The organism is Pseudomonas rustica (assembly GCF_049959085.1).
Lineage (GTDB): Bacteria > Pseudomonadota > Gammaproteobacteria > Pseudomonadales > Pseudomonadaceae > Aquipseudomonas > Aquipseudomonas rustica.
In genome coordinates this window covers 308,662-329,149 of record NZ_CP188200.1, presented here as the reverse complement: position 1 = coordinate 329,149, position 20,488 = coordinate 308,662, and the positions used below count along the sequence as shown (strand labels likewise).

17 protein-coding genes are annotated in these 20,488 nt (G+C 60.1%); 12 read left to right on the top strand and 5 right to left on the bottom strand.

Annotated features, from left to right (window positions below; genetic code table 11):
• Positions 1 to 15 precede the first annotated feature (15 nt).
• From ACP3TY_RS01595 to ACP3TY_RS01585, 3 genes are read right to left on the bottom strand one after another with little or no spacing between them, the layout of a single operon-like run.
• Complete coding sequence (locus ACP3TY_RS01595) at positions 16 to 783, bottom strand: heme ABC transporter ATP-binding protein (RefSeq protein WP_159815131.1); 768 nt, start codon at positions 781 to 783, stop codon at positions 16 to 18.
• Complete coding sequence (locus ACP3TY_RS01590) at positions 783 to 1,766, bottom strand: FecCD family ABC transporter permease (protein WP_282358450.1); 984 nt, start codon at positions 1,764 to 1,766, stop codon at positions 783 to 785. Before ACP3TY_RS01590 ends, ACP3TY_RS01595 begins: the two co-directional genes overlap by 1 nt.
• Positions 1,767 to 1,816: 50 nt before the next feature.
• Positions 1,817 to 2,689 (bottom strand): heme/hemin ABC transporter substrate-binding protein, encoded by an 873-nt coding sequence (locus ACP3TY_RS01585; protein WP_426619127.1) that lies wholly within the window; start codon positions 2,687 to 2,689, stop codon positions 1,817 to 1,819.
• Positions 2,690 to 2,854: 165 nt separating this feature from the next.
• Between ACP3TY_RS01585 and ACP3TY_RS01580 the strand changes: the two genes are divergently transcribed.
• Positions 2,855 to 3,172 (top strand): Rieske (2Fe-2S) protein, encoded by a 318-nt coding sequence (locus ACP3TY_RS01580; protein ID WP_095114498.1) that lies wholly within the window; start codon positions 2,855 to 2,857, stop codon positions 3,170 to 3,172.
• Here ACP3TY_RS01580 and sfsA read toward each other — a convergent pair.
• The gene (gene sfsA, locus ACP3TY_RS01575) at positions 3,169 to 3,882 is read right to left on the bottom strand and encodes a DNA/RNA nuclease SfsA (protein WP_426619126.1); all 714 of its coding nucleotides are present in this window, start codon (positions 3,880 to 3,882) and stop codon (positions 3,169 to 3,171) included. The genes ACP3TY_RS01580 and sfsA overlap by 4 nt on opposite strands.
• A complete protein-coding gene (locus ACP3TY_RS01570) occupies positions 3,882 to 5,054 on the bottom strand; it encodes a pyridoxal phosphate-dependent aminotransferase (RefSeq protein WP_426619125.1) in 1,173 nt (390 codons plus the stop codon). Before ACP3TY_RS01570 ends, sfsA begins: the two co-directional genes overlap by 1 nt.
• 336 nt (positions 5,055 to 5,390) lie before the next feature.
• Here ACP3TY_RS01570 and dksA point away from each other — a divergent pair, with 336 nt between their 5' ends.
• The 11 genes from dksA (at position 5,391) to acs (ending at position 20,469) form a co-directional block, all read left to right on the top strand.
• Positions 5,391 to 5,834 carry an RNA polymerase-binding protein DksA gene (gene dksA / locus ACP3TY_RS01565; protein ID WP_053123888.1) on the top strand — a complete coding sequence of 148 codons (444 nt, stop codon included), beginning with the start codon at positions 5,391 to 5,393 and terminating at the stop codon, positions 5,832 to 5,834.
• A 211-nt stretch (positions 5,835 to 6,045) separates the two neighbouring features.
• Positions 6,046 to 6,942 (top strand): tRNA glutamyl-Q(34) synthetase GluQRS, encoded by an 897-nt coding sequence (gene gluQRS, locus ACP3TY_RS01560; protein ID WP_426619124.1) that lies wholly within the window; start codon positions 6,046 to 6,048, stop codon positions 6,940 to 6,942.
• A 77-nt stretch (positions 6,943 to 7,019) separates the two neighbouring features.
• Positions 7,020 to 7,196 carry a hypothetical protein gene (locus ACP3TY_RS01555; RefSeq protein ID WP_003176118.1) on the top strand — a complete coding sequence of 59 codons (177 nt, stop codon included), beginning with the start codon at positions 7,020 to 7,022 and terminating at the stop codon, positions 7,194 to 7,196.
• Entirely contained in the window at positions 7,180 to 10,134 is a 2,955-nt protein-coding gene (locus ACP3TY_RS01550; protein ID WP_008080855.1) for a sensor histidine kinase, read from the top strand. Before ACP3TY_RS01555 ends, ACP3TY_RS01550 begins: the two co-directional genes overlap by 17 nt.
• 22 nt (positions 10,135 to 10,156) lie before the next feature.
• Complete coding sequence (locus tag ACP3TY_RS01545; protein ID WP_053123894.1) at positions 10,157 to 11,593, top strand: sigma-54-dependent transcriptional regulator; 1,437 nt, start codon at positions 10,157 to 10,159, stop codon at positions 11,591 to 11,593.
• Between the two features lie 735 nt (positions 11,594 to 12,328).
• Positions 12,329 to 13,732, top strand: coding sequence for a polynucleotide adenylyltransferase PcnB (locus tag ACP3TY_RS01540; protein ID WP_053123896.1), 1,404 nt, complete (start codon positions 12,329 to 12,331; stop codon positions 13,730 to 13,732).
• A 4-nt stretch (positions 13,733 to 13,736) separates the two neighbouring features.
• Entirely contained in the window at positions 13,737 to 14,240 is a 504-nt protein-coding gene (gene folK, locus ACP3TY_RS01535) for a 2-amino-4-hydroxy-6-hydroxymethyldihydropteridine diphosphokinase (protein WP_426619123.1), read from the top strand.
• A 379-nt stretch (positions 14,241 to 14,619) separates the two neighbouring features.
• Entirely contained in the window at positions 14,620 to 15,420 is an 801-nt protein-coding gene (gene panB, locus ACP3TY_RS01530) for a 3-methyl-2-oxobutanoate hydroxymethyltransferase (RefSeq protein WP_426619122.1), read from the top strand.
• Positions 15,417 to 16,277, top strand: coding sequence for a pantoate--beta-alanine ligase (panC, locus tag ACP3TY_RS01525; protein ID WP_426619121.1), 861 nt, complete (start codon positions 15,417 to 15,419; stop codon positions 16,275 to 16,277). Before panB ends, panC begins: the two co-directional genes overlap by 4 nt.
• A gap of 359 nt (positions 16,278 to 16,636) precedes the next feature.
• On the top strand, positions 16,637 to 18,301 hold the full coding sequence (pgi, locus tag ACP3TY_RS01520; protein WP_053123903.1) for a glucose-6-phosphate isomerase: 1,665 nt from the start codon (positions 16,637 to 16,639) through the stop codon (positions 18,299 to 18,301).
• 230 nt (positions 18,302 to 18,531) lie between these two features.
• A complete protein-coding gene (gene acs, locus ACP3TY_RS01515; protein ID WP_426619120.1) occupies positions 18,532 to 20,469 on the top strand; it encodes an acetate--CoA ligase in 1,938 nt (645 codons plus the stop codon).
• The last annotated feature ends 19 nt before the right edge of the window (positions 20,470 to 20,488 follow it).

Genomic DNA, 20,488 nt, shown 5'->3' with positions numbered 1-20,488 from the left:
ACCTCGATGAAAAACTCAGCGGGCGATGATCAGCGGATGCCCACGCTCCGGGTGCGGTTGCACCAATACTTCGAGACCGAACACCGCTTTGAGTGCGTCCGGGCGCAGCACTTGCTCCGGCGTATCCAGCGCGACCGGGCGCCCACCTTCAAGCAGCAACACCCGATCACAATAGCGCGCCGCCAGATTCAGATCATGCAGGATGACCAAAACGGCGGCGCCGCGATCAGCGAACTCGCGCACGGCTTGCAACGTGGTGTGTTGATGCAGCGGATCGAGCATCGACGTCGGTTCATCGAGCAACAACGTTTGCCCGGCCTGCCCCGGCCACAGTTGCGCCAGCACCCGCGCCAGATGCACGCGCTGACGTTCGCCGCCGGACAACGCCAGATAACTGCGTCCGCTCAAATGCCCGGCATCGGCGGCTGCCAGTGCGGCAGCAATAATCTCGTCATCGCGCACTCGACCGCTTTGATAAGGCAAGCGGCCCATGCCGACCACTTCTTCAACGCGAAACGCAAAATCCAGCGTCGACACTTGCGGCAGTACGGCCAGACGTTGCGCCCGTTGCGTGCCCGTCCAATGCGTCAGCGCCTGGCCGTCGAGTGACACCTCGCCCTCGCTCGGTTTCAATTCACCGCACAAGGCGCCGAGCAACGTACTTTTGCCGGCACCATTGGGCCCGAGCACGCCAAGCACTTCACCCGGTTCGAGTTGCAGCGAAACTTCGCTGAGCACCGTTTTGCGGCCGCGATGGATGTGCAGATTGTGCGCTCGCAGCATCAGGCACGTCCTCGCAACAGCAAGTAAAGGAAGAACGGCGCACCAATAAACGCAGTGACGATACCGATCGGCAATTCCGCCGGCGCCAGCGCCAGCCGCGCCACCAGATCGGCGAGCAACAACAGGCTCGCCCCCGCCAGCACCGAGGCCGGCAACAACACCCGATGATCCGGCCCCGCCAGCAAGCGCACCAGATGCGGCACCACCAGCCCGACAAAACCGATCATCCCGGCCGCCGCCACCGCCGCACCGACACCCAGCGCCGTGCAGAACACCAACTCACGCTTGAGCTTCTCGACATCGATACCCAAATGCCCGGCTTCCGACTCGCCGAGCAATAACGCATTCAACGCCCGCGCCCGACGCGGCAGCCACAAGGCGACACCGGCGCTGATGATCAGCAACGGCCACAACCGCGCGTAACTCGCACCATTGAGGCTGCCCAGATTCCAGAATGTCAGCGTGCGCAGAGTCGCGTCATCCGCCAGATAAGTGAACAGTCCCACCGCTGAACTGGCCAGTGCGGTCAGGGCAATACCCGCCAGCAGCATGGTGGCGACATTGGTCTGGCCGTTACGCCGACCGAGTCGGTACACCAGGGCCGTCACACCGAGGCCGCCGAGAAACGCGCACACCGACAACAGGTAAGGCCCGAACCACTCCGGCATGCCACCAAAAAACGAGCCGCCGACAATCGCGATCGCCGCGCCCAACGCCGCGCCACTGGAAACGCCGACCAGGCCCGGATCCGCCAGCGGATTGCGAAACAGCCCCTGCATCGCCACGCCGGACAACGCCAACACACCGCCGACCGCCAGACCAAGCAAGGTTCGCGGCAGACGAATCTGCCCGAGAATCAGCTCAGCCTGTTCCAGCCCGTCCGGCGCCAGCGGCACACCGATCAGGCGCAACGCCGCCCGCAGCGTATCGAACAGCGGCAGGCTGACCGGCCCCAATGCCAACGACAACCAGATCGCCAGCAAACACAGGAGGGTCAGGCCGATAAATAAGCCACGGGGTTTGACCAGTGTGGTCATTGGCCGCTCTTGGCCGGGTAGAAACCGTCAGACAGGGTTTTCAACGCCGCCGGCAAGCGCGGGCCGAGGCCGCCGACCAACAGCGTCGGATCCAGCTCCAGCACCCGCCCGATTTTCGCCGCGCGGCTTGAATTGAGAATCGGGTTTTCCTTGAACAACGCCGCTTTCGCCGCGTCACCGGTCAAGGCACGGTCGGCGAATACCAGGACTTCCGGATCAAGACTGGCAAGGGATTCCACCGAGAACGGTTTGTAACCGGTGTGCGTCGCGAGGTTATGCCCACCCGCCTGTTGCAGCAGCCAGTCGGCGGCGGTGTCCTTGCCGGCGATCAACGGTTTGCCACCGGCATGGCCGAGCAACAGCAGCACACCCGGGGCTTTCTGTTTCGACTGTGCGTCGGCAACCCGCACTTTTTGTGCGTCGAGTTGCTGTTGATAACTTGCCAGCAGTTGTTTGGCCTGGGTTTCGGCGCCGAGCAATTGACCGAGACGGGTCACGTTTTTCTCAACCGTCGGCAGATCCGGCTGCGCCGAGAACAATTCCACCTGCACCTTGGCCGCTTTGACTTGCGACAGTACCGGGGGTGGGCCCATTTCTTCGGTGCCGATGAGGATGTCCGGGCGCAAACTGAGAATACCTTCAACGGAAAGGCTGCGCTGATAGCCGATGCTCGGCAGCGCTTTCAAAGATTCCGGATGCTGACTGGTGGTGTCGACGCCGACCAGTTTCGACTCGCCGCCCAAGGCCGAAACCCACTCCGACAGCGCGCCGCCGGCACTCACCCAACGTTGCGGCGGATCAGCCGCTACAGCCTGGTGGCTGAGCAAAAGTCCGACACACAGCACAGCAACGCGGGTACTCAGGCGCATACACAGCTTCCTTGAACGTGGTTTTCCCGGGCATCGGGACTACAGGCCAAGTATCCTCGGCATCTGCCAGCCGCCCTGCGGACGAAGGCCGTCATTTGATAATTGTTTGCATTTAAACGTCAAGCTCGGACATATCCGGACACGAGCAAACACTAGAGGATAGTCATGAAGTTTCTCTGCGCAGGCGCCGATCTGGCCGAAGCGAAAAGCCGTGGTTTCGAGATCGACGGCAACAAGCTGTTCGCCGTGCGCCGCAGCGGCCAGGCCTACGTCTACCTTAATCGCTGCCCGCACCGGGGCGTGGGGCTGGAATGGCAACCCGACCAGTTTCTCGACCCGAGCAACAGCCTGATTCAGTGCGCCACCCACGGTGCACTGTTTCTGATCGAGGACGGTGAATGCGTGGCCGGGCCTTGCGCCGGGCAATCACTCACCGCCATCCCTTGCCGCGAAGACGCGCAAGGCCTGTGGATCGATGTTTAGCCGTTGAGCAGCACATCGAGGCGCCGATCGATGACCATCTCTTCATGGCTCAAGCGCACACCGTACGCCAGCACCTCGACGCCACACGCGACCGCTTCATGCAGCGCTTCGGCATACGCTGAATCAATTTCCCTGGCCGGGCGCACTGCCTCGATCCCGCTGAGATTGACGCAATACAACTGCACCGCGCGAATTCCGTCCCGCGCCAGATGCGCCAGCTCCCGCAGATGCTTGGCGCCGCGCTGGGTCACCGCATCCGGAAACGCTGCCACCGGCGTACCGTCGAAACCCAGGGTGACACTTTTCACTTCCACGTAAGCCGGGCCGCTCGGGTATTCGAGGCGAAAATCGATGCGACTTTTTTCCTGACCATAAGCGACTTCACGCTTCAACGCGGTAAAGCCGTTTAGCTCGGTGATGACGCCAGCTTGCAAGGCTTCCTCGACCAGGCCGTTGGCCCGCGCGGTGTTCACGCAAAACAGGCGGCCCTGCGGTGTTTCGCCGATTTCCCAGGTACCGGGCAACTTGCGTTTGGGGTCATTGGAGCGGCTGAACCAGACCTGCCCGCCCTCGACCTGACAATTGAGCATCGAACCGGTGTTCGGGCAGTGAATGGTCAGAAACTCACCGTTAACCGTTTCGATATCGGCGAGGAAACGTTTGTAACGACGGATCAGTCGCGCTTCTTCAAGCTCTGGATAAAAGCGCATCAGCCTTGCCAACTCTTCAAACCAAGCGCGATGCGTTCCACCGCTTCTTGTAGGCGAGGGAGGTTTTGCGTGTAGGCAAAACGCACATGATGACTGGCCTGATAGCGACCGAAATCCAGCCCTGGCGTAAAAGCGACGTGCTCGGTTTCGAGGAAATGTCGACAGAACGCGAAGGCATCACCGCCGAACTGGCTGATATCGGCGTACAAATAGAACGCGCCTTCAGGCTCCACGGCAATGTTGAAACCCAACTCGCGCAAAGCCGGCAACAGGAAGTCGCGACGACGGCCGAACTCGGCGCGGCGTTCTTCGAGAATGGCGATGGTGTCCGGTTCGAAACAGGCCAGCGCCGCGTACTGGGCCATGCTCGGGGCGCTGATGTAGAGGTTCTGCGCGAGTTTTTCCAACTCGCTGACCGCTGCGTCCGGTGCCACCAGCCAGCCGAGTCGCCAGCCGGTCATGCCGAAATATTTGGAGAAACTGTTCAACACGAAAGCACTGTCATCGACCTCCAGAACACTCGCCGCATCGGTGCCGTAGGTCAGACCGTGATAGATCTCGTCCACCACCAGATGACCGTGTCTGGCCTTGATGGCTGTGGATAACCCGGCGAGTTCATCGCGGGTCAGGATGGTGCCAGTCGGATTGGCCGGTGAGGCGACCAGTGCGCCGACGCTGTCGTGATCCCAATGACGCTCGACCAGATCCGGGGTCAGTTGATAACGCACGTCAGGCCCGACCGGCACCAACTGCGCCGCGCCCTCGACCAGACGCAGAAAGTGGCGGTTGCACGGGTAACCCGGATCCGCCAACAGCCAGTGTTTCCCGGGATCGACCAGCAACGCACTGGCGAGCAGTAACGCCCCGGAACCGCCCGGGGTGATCAGAATTCGCCGTGGATCGATGTTCAAGCCATAACGCAATTGATAGAACCCGGCGATCGCCTCGCGCAGTTCAGGAATACCGCGCGCGGCGGTGTAGCGTGTTTTCCCGGCGGTTAGCGCCGCCTGCCCTGCGCGAATGATCGGCTCGGCCGTGGTGAAGTCCGGTTCGCCGATCTCCAGATGGATCACGTCGTGGCCTTCCGCCTGCAACTCATTGGCCCGCGCCAGCAACGCCATGACATGGAACGGTTCGATCGCACGACTGCGCGCACTGTAGGGCTGAGCCATTGGGCCTTTCCTTCAACGGAAAAAAAGAGACGATTGTACCCATCTGCCGGAACGAGCGAGAACCCGCAGCGGTCACAGCCTCAAGAACGCTGGACTGTAACGATACGAGCGTACGCTCCAGGATTGACTAAAATCAGTGATTGAACAGGTCTCCACCACTGCCAGACACAGCTTGCCTGACTTTTACAAGCGCCACCCGCCGGGGCCTCGACATCCGGGAGTAGCGCGGGCCGAATTGATCTGGTAAGTTCGCCCGCTTGCAGCCGCAGGGCCGGCAGGTGTCGGTGATGGAGCAATCCTGCGCAATGGATTACAAGAGTAGAGGCGGTCCATTTCATGCCCACCCAAGCAAAGCAACAGCAGCAAACCACGATCAGCGGTTTCGAACCTTACGTTCCGGCGAAAGGTGAAGAGTACATGGGCGCTCCGATGCGCGCGCACTTCACCAAGGTTCTGAACAAGTGGAAACAGGAGTTGATGCAGGAAGTCGACCGCACTGTTGATCACATGAAAGACGAAGCTGCGAATTTTCCGGATCCGGCCGACCGTGCCAGCCAGGAAGAAGAGTTCGCTCTTGAGCTGCGCGCCCGCGACCGCGAGCGCAAGTTGATCAAGAAGATCGACAAGACGCTGCAACTGATCGAAGACGAAGAGTACGGCTGGTGTGATTCGTGCGGCGTCGAGATTGGTGTGAAGCGCCTCGAAGCACGCCCTACAGCCGACATGTGTGTCGACTGCAAGACCCTGGCGGAAATCAAGGAAAAGCAGGTCGGCAAGTAATATCGATCTGAACGAAGAACGGAGCGTGCGAACGCTCCGTTTTTGTTTCTGCCTTTTGTCTTTTGCCTTTGCCTTTGCCTTTTGTAGGAGTGAGCCTGCTCGCGATAGCGGTGGGTCAGTCAATATCGGTGTTGATGGTCACACCGCTATCGCGAGCAGGCTCACTCCTACAGGTTGACCTGCGTATAGCCTGAAAAGTAGCTTCGTTTCCATGACTGCCAAAAAATCCCCCGCCTACATCGGCCGCTTCGCCCCGACCCCCAGTGGCCATCTGCACTTCGGCTCGCTGGTCGCCGCCCTCGCCTCTTACCTCGACGCCCGTTCAGTCGGTGGTCGCTGGCTGGTGCGCATGGAAGATCTCGATCCGCCGCGTGAAGAACCCGGTGCGCAGACCGCGATTCTCAAGGCGCTGGAAAGCTACGGTTTCGAGTGGGACGGCGACATGGTGCGCCAGAGTGATCGACATGACGCCTACGCCGACGTGCTCAACAGCCTGTTCAATCACGGTCTGGCCTACGCCTGCACCTGTTCGCGCAAACAGCTCGAAGCGTACAACGGCATTTATCCGGGCCTGTGCCGTAACGCTGGACATGATCAACAAGACGCAGCGATCCGCCTGCGCGTGCCGGAGCTGGAATACCATTTCATCGACCGCGTGCAGGGCGAGTACCGCCAGCACTTGGGTCGCGACGTCGGCGATTTCGTCATTCGCCGCCGTGACGGGCTCTACGCCTATCAACTGGCCGTGGTGCTCGATGATGCGTGGCAAGGCATCACCGACATCGTCCGTGGTGCCGATCTGCTCGACTCGACGCCACGTCAGTTGTACCTGCAAGAACTGCTCGGCCTGCGCCAACCGCGTTACCTGCACTTGCCGTTGATTACCCAACCGGACGGCAACAAGCTCGGCAAGTCCTATCGCTCACCACCGCTTGAAGCAGATCAGGCCACGCCAATGCTGCTGCGGGCCCTGCGTGCTTTGGGGCAAAACCCCGGCACCGAACTGGCCCACGCCTCGCCGCAAGAATTGCTCAGTTGGGGCAGCAAGCATTGGGATGCGACGAAGATCCCGCGCACACTGACCCTGCCCGAAGCGCAACTGCTATGACGACACTTGCAGTCGCGCGCCCATCCGTTACCATCGCCGCACGTTTTCGGGCACGCGCATAAAAAAGAGAGGCCGGGATGTACATCTATCGCTTGGTCCTGCTTTTAGTCGTGGGGATCTACCTGTTTTCCCCCGCCATCATGGATTGGTGGATCGACGCTACGGGCGCCTGGTATCGCCCCTATCTGCTTTGGCTGATCCTGATTGTTGTGACCTTCATCCTGCAGAGCCAAAAAGATGCCGATGAGCTTTAGCCTGACCCAGATGATCCTGATCAGCGCCGCGTACCTGGCGGTGCTGTTCGGCGTTGCCTGGGTCAGCGAACGGGGCATGATCCCGCGCGCGATCATTCGCCACCCGCTGACGTACACCTTGTCGCTGGGGGTTTACGCCAGTGCGTGGGCGTTCTACGGCACGGTCGGCCTCGCGTATCAGTACGGCTACGGCTTTCTGTCCAGTTACCTCGGCGTGTCCGGCGCGTTTCTGCTGGCGCCGGTGCTGCTCTATCCGATCCTGAAAATCACCCGCACCTATCAACTGTCGTCGCTGGCGGATCTGTTTGCCTTTCGCTTTCGCAGCACCTGGGCCGGTGCGCTGACCACGATCTTCATGCTGATTGGCGTGTTGCCGTTGCTGGCGTTGCAGATTCAAGCGGTCGCCGATTCCATTGGCATCCTCACTGGCGAGCCGGTGCAGAGCCGCGTAGCGCTGGCGTTTTGTGCGCTGATCATCCTGTTCACGATTTTCTTCGGCTCCCGCCACATCGCTACCCGCGAGAAACACGAAGGGCTGGTGTTCGCGATTGCCTTTGAATCGGTGATCAAGCTGATCGCCCTCGGCGGTGTCGGTTTGTATGCGCTGTACGGCGTGTTCGACGGCCCGCAACAACTTGAGGTGTGGCTGCTGCAAAACCAGACCGCCCTCGCCGCGCTGCACACGCCATTGCAGGAAGGCCCGTGGCGCACGCTGCTGCTGGTGTTCTTCGCTTCGGCGATCGTGATGCCGCACATGTATCACATGACGTTTACCGAAAACCTCAATCCACGCTCGCTGGTCAGTGCGAGCTGGGGTTTGCCGCTGTTCCTGCTGTTGATGAGCCTGGCGGTACCGCTGATTTTGTGGGCCGGTCTGAAACTGGGCGCCACGACCAATCCGGAATATTTCACCCTCGGCATCGGCATCGCCGCCAACAGCAAACCGCTGGCGTTGCTCGCTTACGTCGGTGGTTTATCAGCGGCCAGCGGCCTGATCATCGTCACCACGCTCGCGCTGTCGGGCATGGCGCTGAACCACCTGGTGCTGCCGCTTTATCAGCCGCCGGCCGAAGGCAATATCTACCGTTGGTTGAAATGGACGCGCCGCGCGCTGATCGTCGCGATCATCATGGCCGGATTCGGTTTCTACCTGATGCTCGGCGCCGAGCAGGATCTGGCCAATCTTGGCATTGTTGCCTTCGTCGCGACCCTGCAATTCCTCCCGGGCGTGCTGTCTGTGCTGTATTGGCCGACCGCCAATCGCCGTGGCTTTATTGCCGGCCTGTTGGCGGGGATTCTGGTCTGGGTGGTGACCATGCTGTTGCCGCTGGTCGGCAATCTGCAGGGTTTCTACATCCCGCTGCTGAACATGATTTACGTGCTCGACGACACCAGTTGGCACATGGCCGCGATTGCCTCGCTGGCGGCCAACGTATTGATGTTCACGCTGATCTCGCTGTTCACCAACGCCAGTCCCGAAGAAGCCAGCGCCGCCGAAGCCTGCGCTGTGGATAACGTGCGTCGCCCGCAACGCCGCGAACTGCACGCCGCCTCGCCGCAGGAGTTCGCCACGCAACTGGCGAAACCGCTGGGCGCCAAGGCTGCGCAGAAAGAAGTCGAACAAGCGCTGCGAGACCTTTATCTGCCCTTCGACGAACGCCGCCCATACGCCTTGCGCCGTTTGCGTGACCGTATCGAGGCCAACCTTTCCGGCCTGATGGGCCCGAGCGTGGCGCAGGACATGGTCGAAACCTTCCTGCCTTACAAGGCGGGCGGCGAAAACTATGTCACCGAAGACATTCACTTCATCGAAAGCCGCCTCGAGGATTACCACTCGCGCCTCACAGGTTTAGCCGCCGAACTCGATGCCTTGCGCCGCTACCACCGCCAGACCCTGCAGGAACTGCCAATGGGCGTCTGCTCGCTGGCCAAGGATCAAGAGATCCTGATGTGGAACAAGGCCATGGAAGAACTCACCGGGATTGCCGCGCAACGCGTGGTCGGTTCGCGCCTGAGCACCATCGGCGAGCCATGGAAAGAATTGTTGCAGGGCTTCATCAATCTGCCCGACGAGCATTTGCACAAACAGCATCTGGCCCTCGACGGCCAGACCCGCTGGCTGAACCTGCACAAAGCGGCCATCGATGAGCCGCTTGCTCCGGGTAACAGCGGTCTGGTGTTACTGGTCGAGGATTTGACCGAAACACAGATGCTCGAAGACAAACTGGTGCACTCCGAACGGCTGGCGAGCATCGGTCGTCTCGCAGCAGGTGTGGCCCACGAAATCGGCAACCCGGTCACCGGCATCGCCTGTCTGGCGCAAAACCTGCGCGAAGAGCGCGAAGAAGACGACGAACTGACGGAAATCAGCGGGCAGATTCTCGAACAGACCAAACGCATATCGCGCATCGTCCAGTCGTTGATGAGCTTCGCCCATGCCGGCAGCCATCAACACAGCGACGAGCCGGTTTGTCTGGCGGAGGTGGCGCAGGACGCGATTGGCCTGCTGGCGCTGAACCGACGCAATTTCGAAGTGCAGTTCTACAACCTGTGCGATCCGGATCACTGGGTCGAAGGCGATCCGCAGCGGCTCGCGCAGGTGTTGATCAATCTGCTTTCAAACGCCCGCGACGCCTCGCCGCCGCACAGTGCGGTACGGGTGAAAAGCGAAGCCGGCGAACACACGGTCGATCTGATCGTCGAAGACGAAGGCAGCGGTATTCCGAAGAACATCATGGACAGATTGTTCGAACCCTTCTTCACCACCAAGGATCCTGGCGAAGGCACCGGTCTGGGCCTTGCACTGGTCTATTCCATCGTTGAAGAGCATTATGGACAAATCACCATCGACAGCCCGGCTGATGTACAAAGCCAACGCGGCACCCGTATCCGGGTGACATTGCCGCGTCATGTCGAAGCGACGTCCGCTGTGAACTGAGACCGTCGAGAGTATCGAATCAATGCCGCACATTTTGATCGTCGAAGACGAAACAATTATCCGCTCCGCCTTGCGCCGCCTGCTGGAACGTAACCAGTACCAGGTCAGCGAAGCCGGTTCAGTGCAGGAAGCACAAGAACGCTTCACCATTCCTACGTTCGACCTGATCGTCAGCGATCTGCGTTTGCCGGGGGCGCCAGGCACCGAGCTGATCAAGCTCGGCCAGGGCACTCCGGTGCTGATCATGACCAGTTACGCCAGCCTGCGCTCGGCGGTCGACTCGATGAAGATGGGCGCGGTGGATTACATCGCCAAGCCTTTCGATCACGATGAAATGCTCCAGGCCGTCGCGCGGATTCTGCGTGATCGCCAATCGGCCCCGGCTGCCGGCGAAGCGCTTGCCAGCAAACCGGCCAATGGCAGCGGCAAAACCGCCACTGACAACAGCAACGGCGAAATCGGCATTATTGGCTCGTGCCCGCCGATGCAGGATCTGTACAGCAAGATCCGCAAGGTCGCGCCGACCGATTCCAATGTGTTGATTCAGGGCGAGTCCGGCACCGGTAAAGAACTGGTGGCCCGTGCGCTGCACAACCTGTCGAAACGCGCCAAGGCACCGATGATCTCGGTGAACTGCGCCGCCATTCCGGAAAGCCTGATCGAGTCCGAACTGTTCGGCCATGAAAAAGGTGCGTTCACTGGCGCTAGCGCCGGGCGTGCCGGTCTGGTCGAAGCGGCGGACGGCGGCACCTTGTTCCTCGACGAAATCGGCGAACTGCCACTGGAAGCTCAGGCCCGCCTGTTGCGCGTGTTGCAGGAAGGCGAAATTCGCCGTGTTGGTTCGGTGCAGTCGCAGAAGGTCGATGTACGCCTGATCGCAGCAACGCACCGGGATCTGAAGAGCCTGGCGAAAATCGGCCAGTTCCGTGAAGACCTTTATTATCGTCTGCACGTGATTGCCCTGAAATTGCCAGCGCTGCGCGAACGCGGTGCCGATGTCAACGAAATCGCCACAGCCTTCCTCGCTCGCCAGAGCGCGCGCATCAACCGTACTGACCTGAAATTTGCTGCCGATGCCGAACAGGCCATTCGTCACTATTCCTGGCCGGGTAACGTGCGCGAGCTGGAAAACGCAGTCGAGCGCGCGGTGATTCTCAGCGAAAGCCCGGAAATCTCTGCCGAACTGCTGGGCATCGACATTGAACTGAGCGATCTGGACGATGACGAGTTCATCGGCCTGCCACCGCAAACCGGTGGTAACGCCAGCAACAGCAGCCATGAGCCGACTGAAGACCTGTCGCTGGAGGATTACTTCCAGCACTTCGTCCTTGAGCATCAGGATCACATGACCGAGACCGAACTGGCGCGCAAACTGGGCGTCAGCCGTAAATGTCTGTGGGAACGCCGTCAGCGTCTGGGCATTCCACGGCGCAAGACCGGGGTCGCCAGCGAGAGCTGAACGTTACCTGTCGAGTGTGCGGGTAACGCTTGAAGATGTGAAAAAACTGTTACCTCAGTCTTTTCACGTAACAGAAGCCGGGGTTATCGGTAACGAAACCCCGGCTTTTTTTCGCCCGGAGAAAACGGTTATATCGACCTAACCCTTTGTTTTACGGGGTTTCGCAAAAGTTGGCACGACCCCTGCTATATGTTTGGTACAAGAACAATAACAAGCAATGCACAAGACAATAAAAATAAGACGAATCGACTCACGCACAATAAAAACAAGACGGCGAGAGGCGCAGCTAACTGATTCTTTTGGAGAGGCGTTGTATTTGGGGCTTGCCCCACGACCAGGCCGAGAACAACAAAAACTGTCCTAAGACAGAGCCTGTACTGGTTGGATCGTAAGATCACTGCAATTCAGCGACCAAAGCAATCCGTTTGCTCTTGGCTCCCGATTGGGAGGGTCACGAAGGAAAAGCTTCGTGGCGAGGGCACTCAACAAAAACAAGAAGCCCGAATCAATAATAAAAAGAGCACGCAACTACTTCTTGGGGAGCTTCGGCTCCCCTTGTAGTTTCTCCCTTCTGTAAAAAACTCCCTGTTTTACCCCCGTTTCACCCTTGTAGCTTGCGGCTTTCAGCTCGAAGCTGCTGTCTCCTACACCATCCCCCGACTAAATGCTAGAATCTGCGCCCATCATGCGGTCATTCTTTGGTATGGCCGAACATTCCTTCAAACAGTGCATCCCATGCTGAAGAAGTTGTTCCAGTCATTCCGAACTCCCGTGCGTCGTACGCAACACATCCGTAGCACCCCTGAAGTGCTCAACAGCGGTCAACATTCGCTGCAGAAAACGCAGTTCAGCCGCTATGCGGTGAATATTGTCGAACGCCTGCAAGGTGCCGGTTACCAGGCTTATCTGGTCGGTGGTTGCGTGCGTGACATGCTGCTGGGCATCACGCCCAAGGATTTCGACGTCGCCACCAGCGCCACGCCCGAGCAAGTCCGTGCCGAATTCCGCAATGCGCGGATCATCGGCCGTCGCTTCAAACTGGTGCATATCCATTTCGGTCGCGAAATCATCGAAGTCGCGACCTTCCGCGCCAATCACCCGGTCAATGAAGACGACGAGGACAGCAATCAGTCCTCGCGTAACGAGAGCGGGCGGATTCTGCGCGACAACGTATACGGCACGCTGGAAGAAGACGCACAACGCCGCGACTTCACCATCAACGCCCTGTATTACGATCCGGTCAGCGAGCGCATCCTCGACTACGCCAACGGCGTACACGACATCCGCAATCACCTGATCCGTCTGATCGGCGATCCGAAGCAGCGTTATCAGGAAGACCCGGTGCGCATGCTGCGGGCCGTGCGTTTCGCCGCCAAGCTCAACTTCGGCATCGAGAAGCACACCGTGCAGCCGATCCGCGAGCTGGCGCCGATGCTGCGCGAGATCCCGTCGGCGCGTCTGTTCGAAGAAGTGCTCAAGCTGTTCCTCTCGGGACACGGCGCGATCACCTTTGAAATGCTGGTCGATCTGCAACTGTTCGCCCCGCTGTTCCCGGCCAGTGCCGACGCACTGGAACACAACCCGGAATACACCCACACGCTGATCAGCGAAGCGCTGACCAACACCGACCTGCGCATCAAGCAGAACAAACCGGTGACCCCGGCGTTCCTGTTTGCCGCGCTGCTGTGGCCAGCCCTGCCGGCCCGCGTGTTGCGCTTGCAAGAACGTGGCATGCCGCCAATCCCTGCGATGCAGGAAGGCGCCCACGAGCTGATCGCCGAACAGTGCCAGCGCATCGCGATTCCAAAGCGTTTCACCATGCCGATCCGCGAGATCTGGGACATGCAGGAACGCTTGCCACGCCGCAGCGGCAAACGCGCCGACCTGTTGCTGGACAATCCGCGTTTCCGCGCCGGTTACGACTTCCTGCTGTTGCGTGAAAGCGCCGGCGAAGAGACTGACGGCCTCGGCGAATGGTGGACGGATTATCAGGACGCCAACGAAAGCGAACGTCGCGACATGATCCGCGACCTCAGCGGCAAAGGTGACGACGCCAGCGGCGCGCCACGCAAACGTCGCCGCAGCGGCGGTTCCAAGCGCAAACGCGCCGGCGCCCCGAGCGCTTCGACCGGCGAGTAAAAGCATGGCACGCATCTACATCGGCATGGGCAGCAACCTCGCTGACCCCGCCGAACAATTGCGCAGCGCCGTCGAGGCGCTGGGGCAATTGCCGCAAACCACGCTGGTGGGCGTTTCGGCCTTCTATCAAAGCGATTCGTTGTTGCCGGGCCAGCCGCGTTACACCAATGCGGTCGCGGCGCTCGACAGCTCGTTTACCCCGATTCAGTTTCTCGATGCCTTGCAAGCGATCGAGAATGATCAGGGCCGCGAACGCCTGGAGCGCTGGGGCCCGCGTACGCTGGATCTGGATATTCTGCTGTTCGGTGATCGCTTGATCGACGAACCACGACTGAAAGTCCCTCATTACCAGATTCAGGAACGCGCGTTCGTGCTGTATCCGCTCGCCGAACTGGCGCCGGCGGATCTCCATCTGCCCGACGGCCGCACCCTCGCCGACCTGCTCGCCGCCTGCCCGTTCATCGGCCTCGAACGCCTGCCCCCCCCCCTGACACAACTCCTCCTGTAGGAGCTGTCGAGTGAAACGAGGCTGCGATCTTTTGATTTTCAAAAGCAACATCAAAAGATCGCAGCGTTCCGCAGCTCCTACAGGTGGGGGTGATCCCCATAGAGTTTTGTCGGACAAAAATTCCTCGAATCAGGCCCGCCGCGCCGCTGAATCGCATCAGTAACGCCGGTAACACTCGCCTCGTAACAATGCGGTAACACACGCAATTGACTTCCTCGGTTCTCCTCACGACTATAGGCGTCCCGCTGCCGCCAACCCGGCACATACGGGCGCAATCCAGGCCTTATAAGCACGACAAAAGAGCGTGCGCCTGAGTAAATGACGAATCACGCGCGTTACTCGCAGTAGTTTCCAGAGCGCCTGAACGAGGATTTTTTACATGCCAGCCATCACCCTGACCACGCTCCAGAGCCTCAAGCAGAAAGGTGAAAAGATCACCATGCTGACCTGCTATGACGCGACCTTCGCCCACGCCTGCAACGAGGCCGGTGTCGAAGTGCTGCTGGTGGGCGACTCCCTCGGCATGGTGCTGCAAGGTCACGACAGCACCTTGCCGGTGACCACTGCAGAAATGGCCTACCACACCGCGTGCGTCAAACGCGGTAACACCGACGCCCTGATCCTGGCTGACTTGCCGTTCATGGCCAACGCCACCCTCGAACAAACCATGATGAACAGCGCCATGCTGATGCAGGCCGGTGCGCACATGGTCAAGGTCGAAGGTCAGCTGTGGCTGGCGGAGTCGATCCGTCTGCTCGCCGAACGCGGTGTGCCGGTGTGCGCGCACATGGGCCTGACCCCGCAAGCGGTGAACATCCTTGGTGGCTATAAAGTGCAGGGCCGCAACGAAAACCAGGCGCGGCAGATGCGTGCCGATGCGATCTCGCTGGAGCAGGCTGGCGCGTCCATGCTGCTGCTCGAATGCGTGCCAAGCGAACTGGCTGCGGAAATCACCCAAGCGGTGAAAATCCCGGTTATCGGCATCGGCGCCGGCGCGAATACCGACGGCCAGGTGCTGGTGCTGCACGACATGCTCGGTCTGTCGATCACCGGCCGCGTACCGAAATTCGTCAAAAACTTCATGCACGACCAGGACAACATCCAGTCCGCATTGAAGGCTTACGTTAGCGAAGTCAAAGCTGCCACGTTCCCTGGCATCGAACACGGATTCTCTGCATGAACACCGTAAAAACCGTACGCGAACTGCGCGCCGCCGTCGCCCGCGCACGCAGTGAAGGCAAGCGCATCGGCTTCGTGCCGACCATGGGCAACCTGCACAGCGGCCACGTCGCCCTGGTGACCAAAGCCACGCAACGCGTGGACTTCGTGGTCGCGAGCATTTTCGTCAACCCGCTGCAATTCGGCGCCGGTGAAGACCTCGACAAGTACCCGCGCACCCTCGCGGCGGATCAGGAAAAACTGCTTGAAGCCGGTTGCTCCCTGCTGTTCGCGCCGACCGTTGAGGAAATGTACCCCGACGGCATGGCCGGACAGACCCGGGTCAGCGTGCCGCAACTGTCCGAAGGCCTGTGCGGCGCCAGCCGTCCGGGACACTTTGAAGGTGTGGCGACCGTGGTCAGCAAGCTGTTCAACATGGTGCAGCCGGATCTGGCGATTTTCGGTCAGAAGGACTTCCAGCAACTGGCGGTGATTCGCGCGCTGGTGCATGACCTGAACATGCCGATCCAGATCATCGGCGAACCGACCGTACGCGCTGCGGACGGTCTGGCGCTGTCATCGCGCAACGGCTTCCTTAATGAGGAACAACGCGCGGTAGCTCCGGTGGTTTATCGCACGCTGAGCACTATTGCCGAGTCGATCAAGCAAGGCGAGCGTGATTTCCCGGCGCTGATCAGTGCCCAGCTGCAACAGCTGGAAGCGGCGGGCCTGCGTCCGGATTACCTGGAAATCCGCCATGCGCTGACGTTGCGTCCGGCGACGGCTGAAGACCGTGATCTGGTGATTCTGCTGGCCGCGTTCCTCGGTACTACGCGATTGATCGACAACCTGCACCTGAATCTCGACACCCCTAACTAGACACCACATCCCCTTGTAGGAGCAGAGCTTGCTCGCGAAGGCGTCCTGTCAGTCAACATCATCGTTGAGTGTCAGACCGCCTTCGCGAGCAAGCTCTGCTCCTACAAAGAATGGGAATATTGCGGTTCATAGAGCCTTCGGGCACCCTCCCCCTCCGTTTGTCGGCCACTCCCTGTATTAAATGTTAAAAAAGTACAGGGATCAGGTCAGAAGAAGTCAAGACAGATCGCAGCGCGAGGTTTACTGTATTCGCCCTGCGTCGATAAATCGTGTAGACGCAGTTGACCGCGCACCCAAACATGGCGCGCCGGTCTGATCCGTGTTCAGAAGCCGTTCAAGTAAAAAGGAAAACCGCAGCGATGGCGTATTACCTCACTCCTCAAGACGTTACCGCTCTGCCCGCCTGGCAAGCGTTGAAAGATCACCGCCAAGCCATGCAGGATTTCAGCATGCGCGAGGCCTTCAACGCCGATCCGCAGCGCTTCAACCAGTTCACCCTCAGCAGCTGCGGCCTGTTTCTCGATTATTCGAAGAATTTGATCAACGCCGAGACCCGCAATCTGCTCGTGGGTCTGGCCAATGAAGTCGATCTGAAGGGCGCGATCAAAGCGCTGTTCGAAGGCGAAATCGTCAACACCTCCGAAGGCCGCCCGGCGCTGCACACCGCCCTGCGCCGCCCGGTGGGCGACAAGCTGTCGGTCAACGGCGTCAACGTGATGCCGGAAGTCCACAAAGTACTGAACCAGATCACCGACCTCGTGGGCCGCATCCACGACGGTCTGTGGCGCGGTTACACCGAGAAGCCGATCACTGACGTGGTCAACATCGGCATCGGTGGCTCGTTCCTCGGCCCTGAGCTGGTTTCCGAAGCACTGCTGTCGTACGCGCAGAAAGGCGTACGTTGCCACTATCTGGCGAACATTGACGGCAGCGAATTCCACGAGCTGACGCAGAAACTGCGCGCCGAGACCACGCTGTTCATCGTTTCGTCGAAATCCTTCAACACCCTCGAAACCCTGAAAAACGCTCAGGCCGCACGTGCCTGGTATCTGGCGCAGGGCGGTTCGGAAGCCGAGCTGTATCGCCACTTCATCGCCGTCTCGAGCAACAACGCCGCGGCTGTGGCGTTCGGTATCCGCGAAGAAAACATCTTCCCGATGTGGGACTGGGTTGGCGGTCGTTACTCGCTGTGGTCGGCGATCGGTTTGCCGATTGCGCTGGCGATCGGCATGTCCAACTTCAAGGAATTGCTGTCCGGTGCCTACACCATGGATCAGCATTTCCAGACTGCGCCATTCGAGCAGAACATGCCGGTGCTGTTGGGCTTGCTGGGTGTGTGGTACGGCAACTTCTGGGGCGCGCAAAGCCACGCGATCCTGCCGTACGACCACTACCTGCGCAACATCACCAAGCACTTGCAACAACTGGACATGGAATCCAATGGCAAGAGCGTGCGTCAGGACGGCACCCCGGTGTCGACCGATACTGGCCCGGTGATCTGGGGCGGCGTCGGCTGCAACGGCCAGCACGCTTACCACCAGTTGCTGCACCAAGGTTCGCAACTGATCCCGGCCGACTTCATCGTGCCGATCGTCAGCTTCAACCCGGTTGCTGACCACCATCAGTGGCTGTACGCCAACTGCCTGTCGCAAAGCCAGGCGCTGATGCTCGGCAAGACTTTGCCGGAAGCAGAAGCCGAGCTGCGCGAAAAAGGCATGAGCGAAGAGCAAGTGCACAAACTCGCCCCGCACAAGGTGATCCCGGGCAACCGTCCGAGCAACACCCTCGTGGTTGAACGCATCAGCCCGCGTCGTCTCGGCGCACTGGTGGCGATGTATGAACACAAAGTGTTCGTGCAGAGCGTGGTCTGGGGCATCAATGCCTTCGACCAGTGGGGCGTGGAGTTGGGCAAGGAACTGGGCAAAGGCGTTTACAACCGTCTGGTGGGCAGCGATGAAACCACCGCTGACGACCCGTCCACCCAAGGCCTGATCAACTACTTCCGCGGTCGTCACCGCGGGTGATAGGCTGAAGGGGCGGTTTGCCTGCCCCTACAGCTTGCAACATCGACAGTTCCACGGCACCGGGCTAATCGCAGAATCGGTGGCGTACACGATCCCTGTAGGAGCTGCCGAAGGCTGCGATTTTTTGATCTTGACCTTAAAAAACAAGATCAAAAGATCGCAGCCTTCGGCAGCTTCTACGAGGGTCGTACAGCTCCCCTCTTGTCGCACAACAAGAATAAGGAACCGTCATGTTCGATATCAGCACGTTCCCCAAAGCCGATGCCGTCCGCCGGGCTGCGCAATTGAGTCAGGATGATTATCGGCGCCTGTACCGCGAATCCATTGAACACCCCGACACCTTCTGGGCCGAGCAAGCCACGCGCTTCCTCGACTGGAGCACGCCGTGGCGAACCGTTCAGCGCTGTGACCTGAAAACCGGTGAAGCCGCCTGGTTTGCCGGGGGTCAACTGAACGTCAGCTACAACTGCATCGACCGCCATCTCGAACAACGCGGCGAGCAGACCGCCCTGCTCTGGGAGGGCGACGACCCTGCCGAATCGGCACAAATCACTTACAAAAAACTTCACCACCATGTCTGCCGCCTGGCCAACGTGCTGAAAAGCCGTGGCGTGAAAAAAGGCGACCGGGTGTGCATCTACATGCCGATGATCCCCGAAGCCGCTTACGCGATGCTCGCCTGCACGAGGATTGGCGCGGTGCATTCGGTGGTGTTTGGCGGCTTTTCTCCCGATTCCCTGCGTGATCGCATTCTCGATGCCGACTGCCGCACCGTGATCACCGCAGACGAAGGTGTGCGCGGTGGCAAGTTTGTGCCGCTGAAGCAGAACGTCGACAAAGCCCTGCAAAGTTGCCCGGACGTCAGCACCGTCGTGGTGGTTGAACGCTCTCAAGGCAAGGTCGACTGGGTCGAAGGTCGCGATCTCTGGTATCACCAGGCCGTGCGCGACGTCAGCGACGATTGCCCGCCGGAACCGATGGACGCCGAAGATCCGCTGTTCATCCTCTACACCTCCGGCAGCACCGGCAAACCCAAAGGCGTGCTGCACACCACCGGTGGCTACTTACTGCAAGCGGCGATGACCTTCAAATACGTGCTCGATTACCGTGACGGCGAAGTGTTCTGGTGCACCGCCGACGTCGGCTGGGTGACCGGCCACAGCTACATCGTCTACGGCCCGTTGGCTAACGGTGCGACCACATTGATGTTCGAAGGCGTGCCGAGCTACCCGAGCAGTTCACGTTTCTGGCAGGTCATCGATAAACACAAGGTCAACATTTTCTACACCGCGCCCACCGCCCTGCGCGCGTTGATGCGCGAAGGTGCCGAACCGTTGCAGGAAACGTCGCGCGCCAGCCTCAGATTACTCGGCAGCGTCGGTGAGCCGATTAACCCGGAAGCGTGGGAATGGTATTTCAACGTGGTCGGCGAACAGCGCTGCCCGATTGTCGATACCTGGTGGCAGACCGAGACCGGCGGCATCATGCTCAGCCCGCTGGTCAGTGCGCAGCGGATCAAACCGGGCTGCGCCACACAGCCGATGTTCGGCGTGCAACCGGTGTTGCTCGACGAGCAAGGCAAGGAAATCCAAGGCGCCGGCAGCGGCGTGCTGGCGATCAAATCCAGTTGGCCGGCGCAGATTCGCAGCGTCTATGGCGACCCGCAACGGATGGTCGACACCTATTTCAAACCCTACCCCGGCTACTATTTCACCGGCGACGGCGCGCGGCGCGATGAGGACGGCGATTACTGGATCACCGGGCGCATCGATGACGTGATCAATGTGTCCGGCCACCGCATTGGCACCGCTGAAGTGGAAAGTGCCTTGGTGTTGCACGACAGCATCGCCGAGGCCGCCGTGGTCGGTTACCCGCACGACGTCAAAGGTCAGGGCATCTATGCCTTCGTCACGCCCATGAACGGCACCGAGCCCAACGACGAACTGAAGAAAGAATTGCTCGCCCACGTCAGCAAGGAAATCGGCAGCTTCGCCAAACCGGATCTGATCCAGTGGGCGCCGGCCTTGCCGAAAACCCGCTCAGGCAAGATCATGCGCCGCATCCTGCGCAAGATCGCCTGCAACGAACTCGACAGCCTCGGCGACACTTCGACCCTGGCCGACCCGAGCGTGGTGCAAGGCCTGATCGACAAGCGCCTCAATCAGTAACACGTCGGGCGCGGTCAAC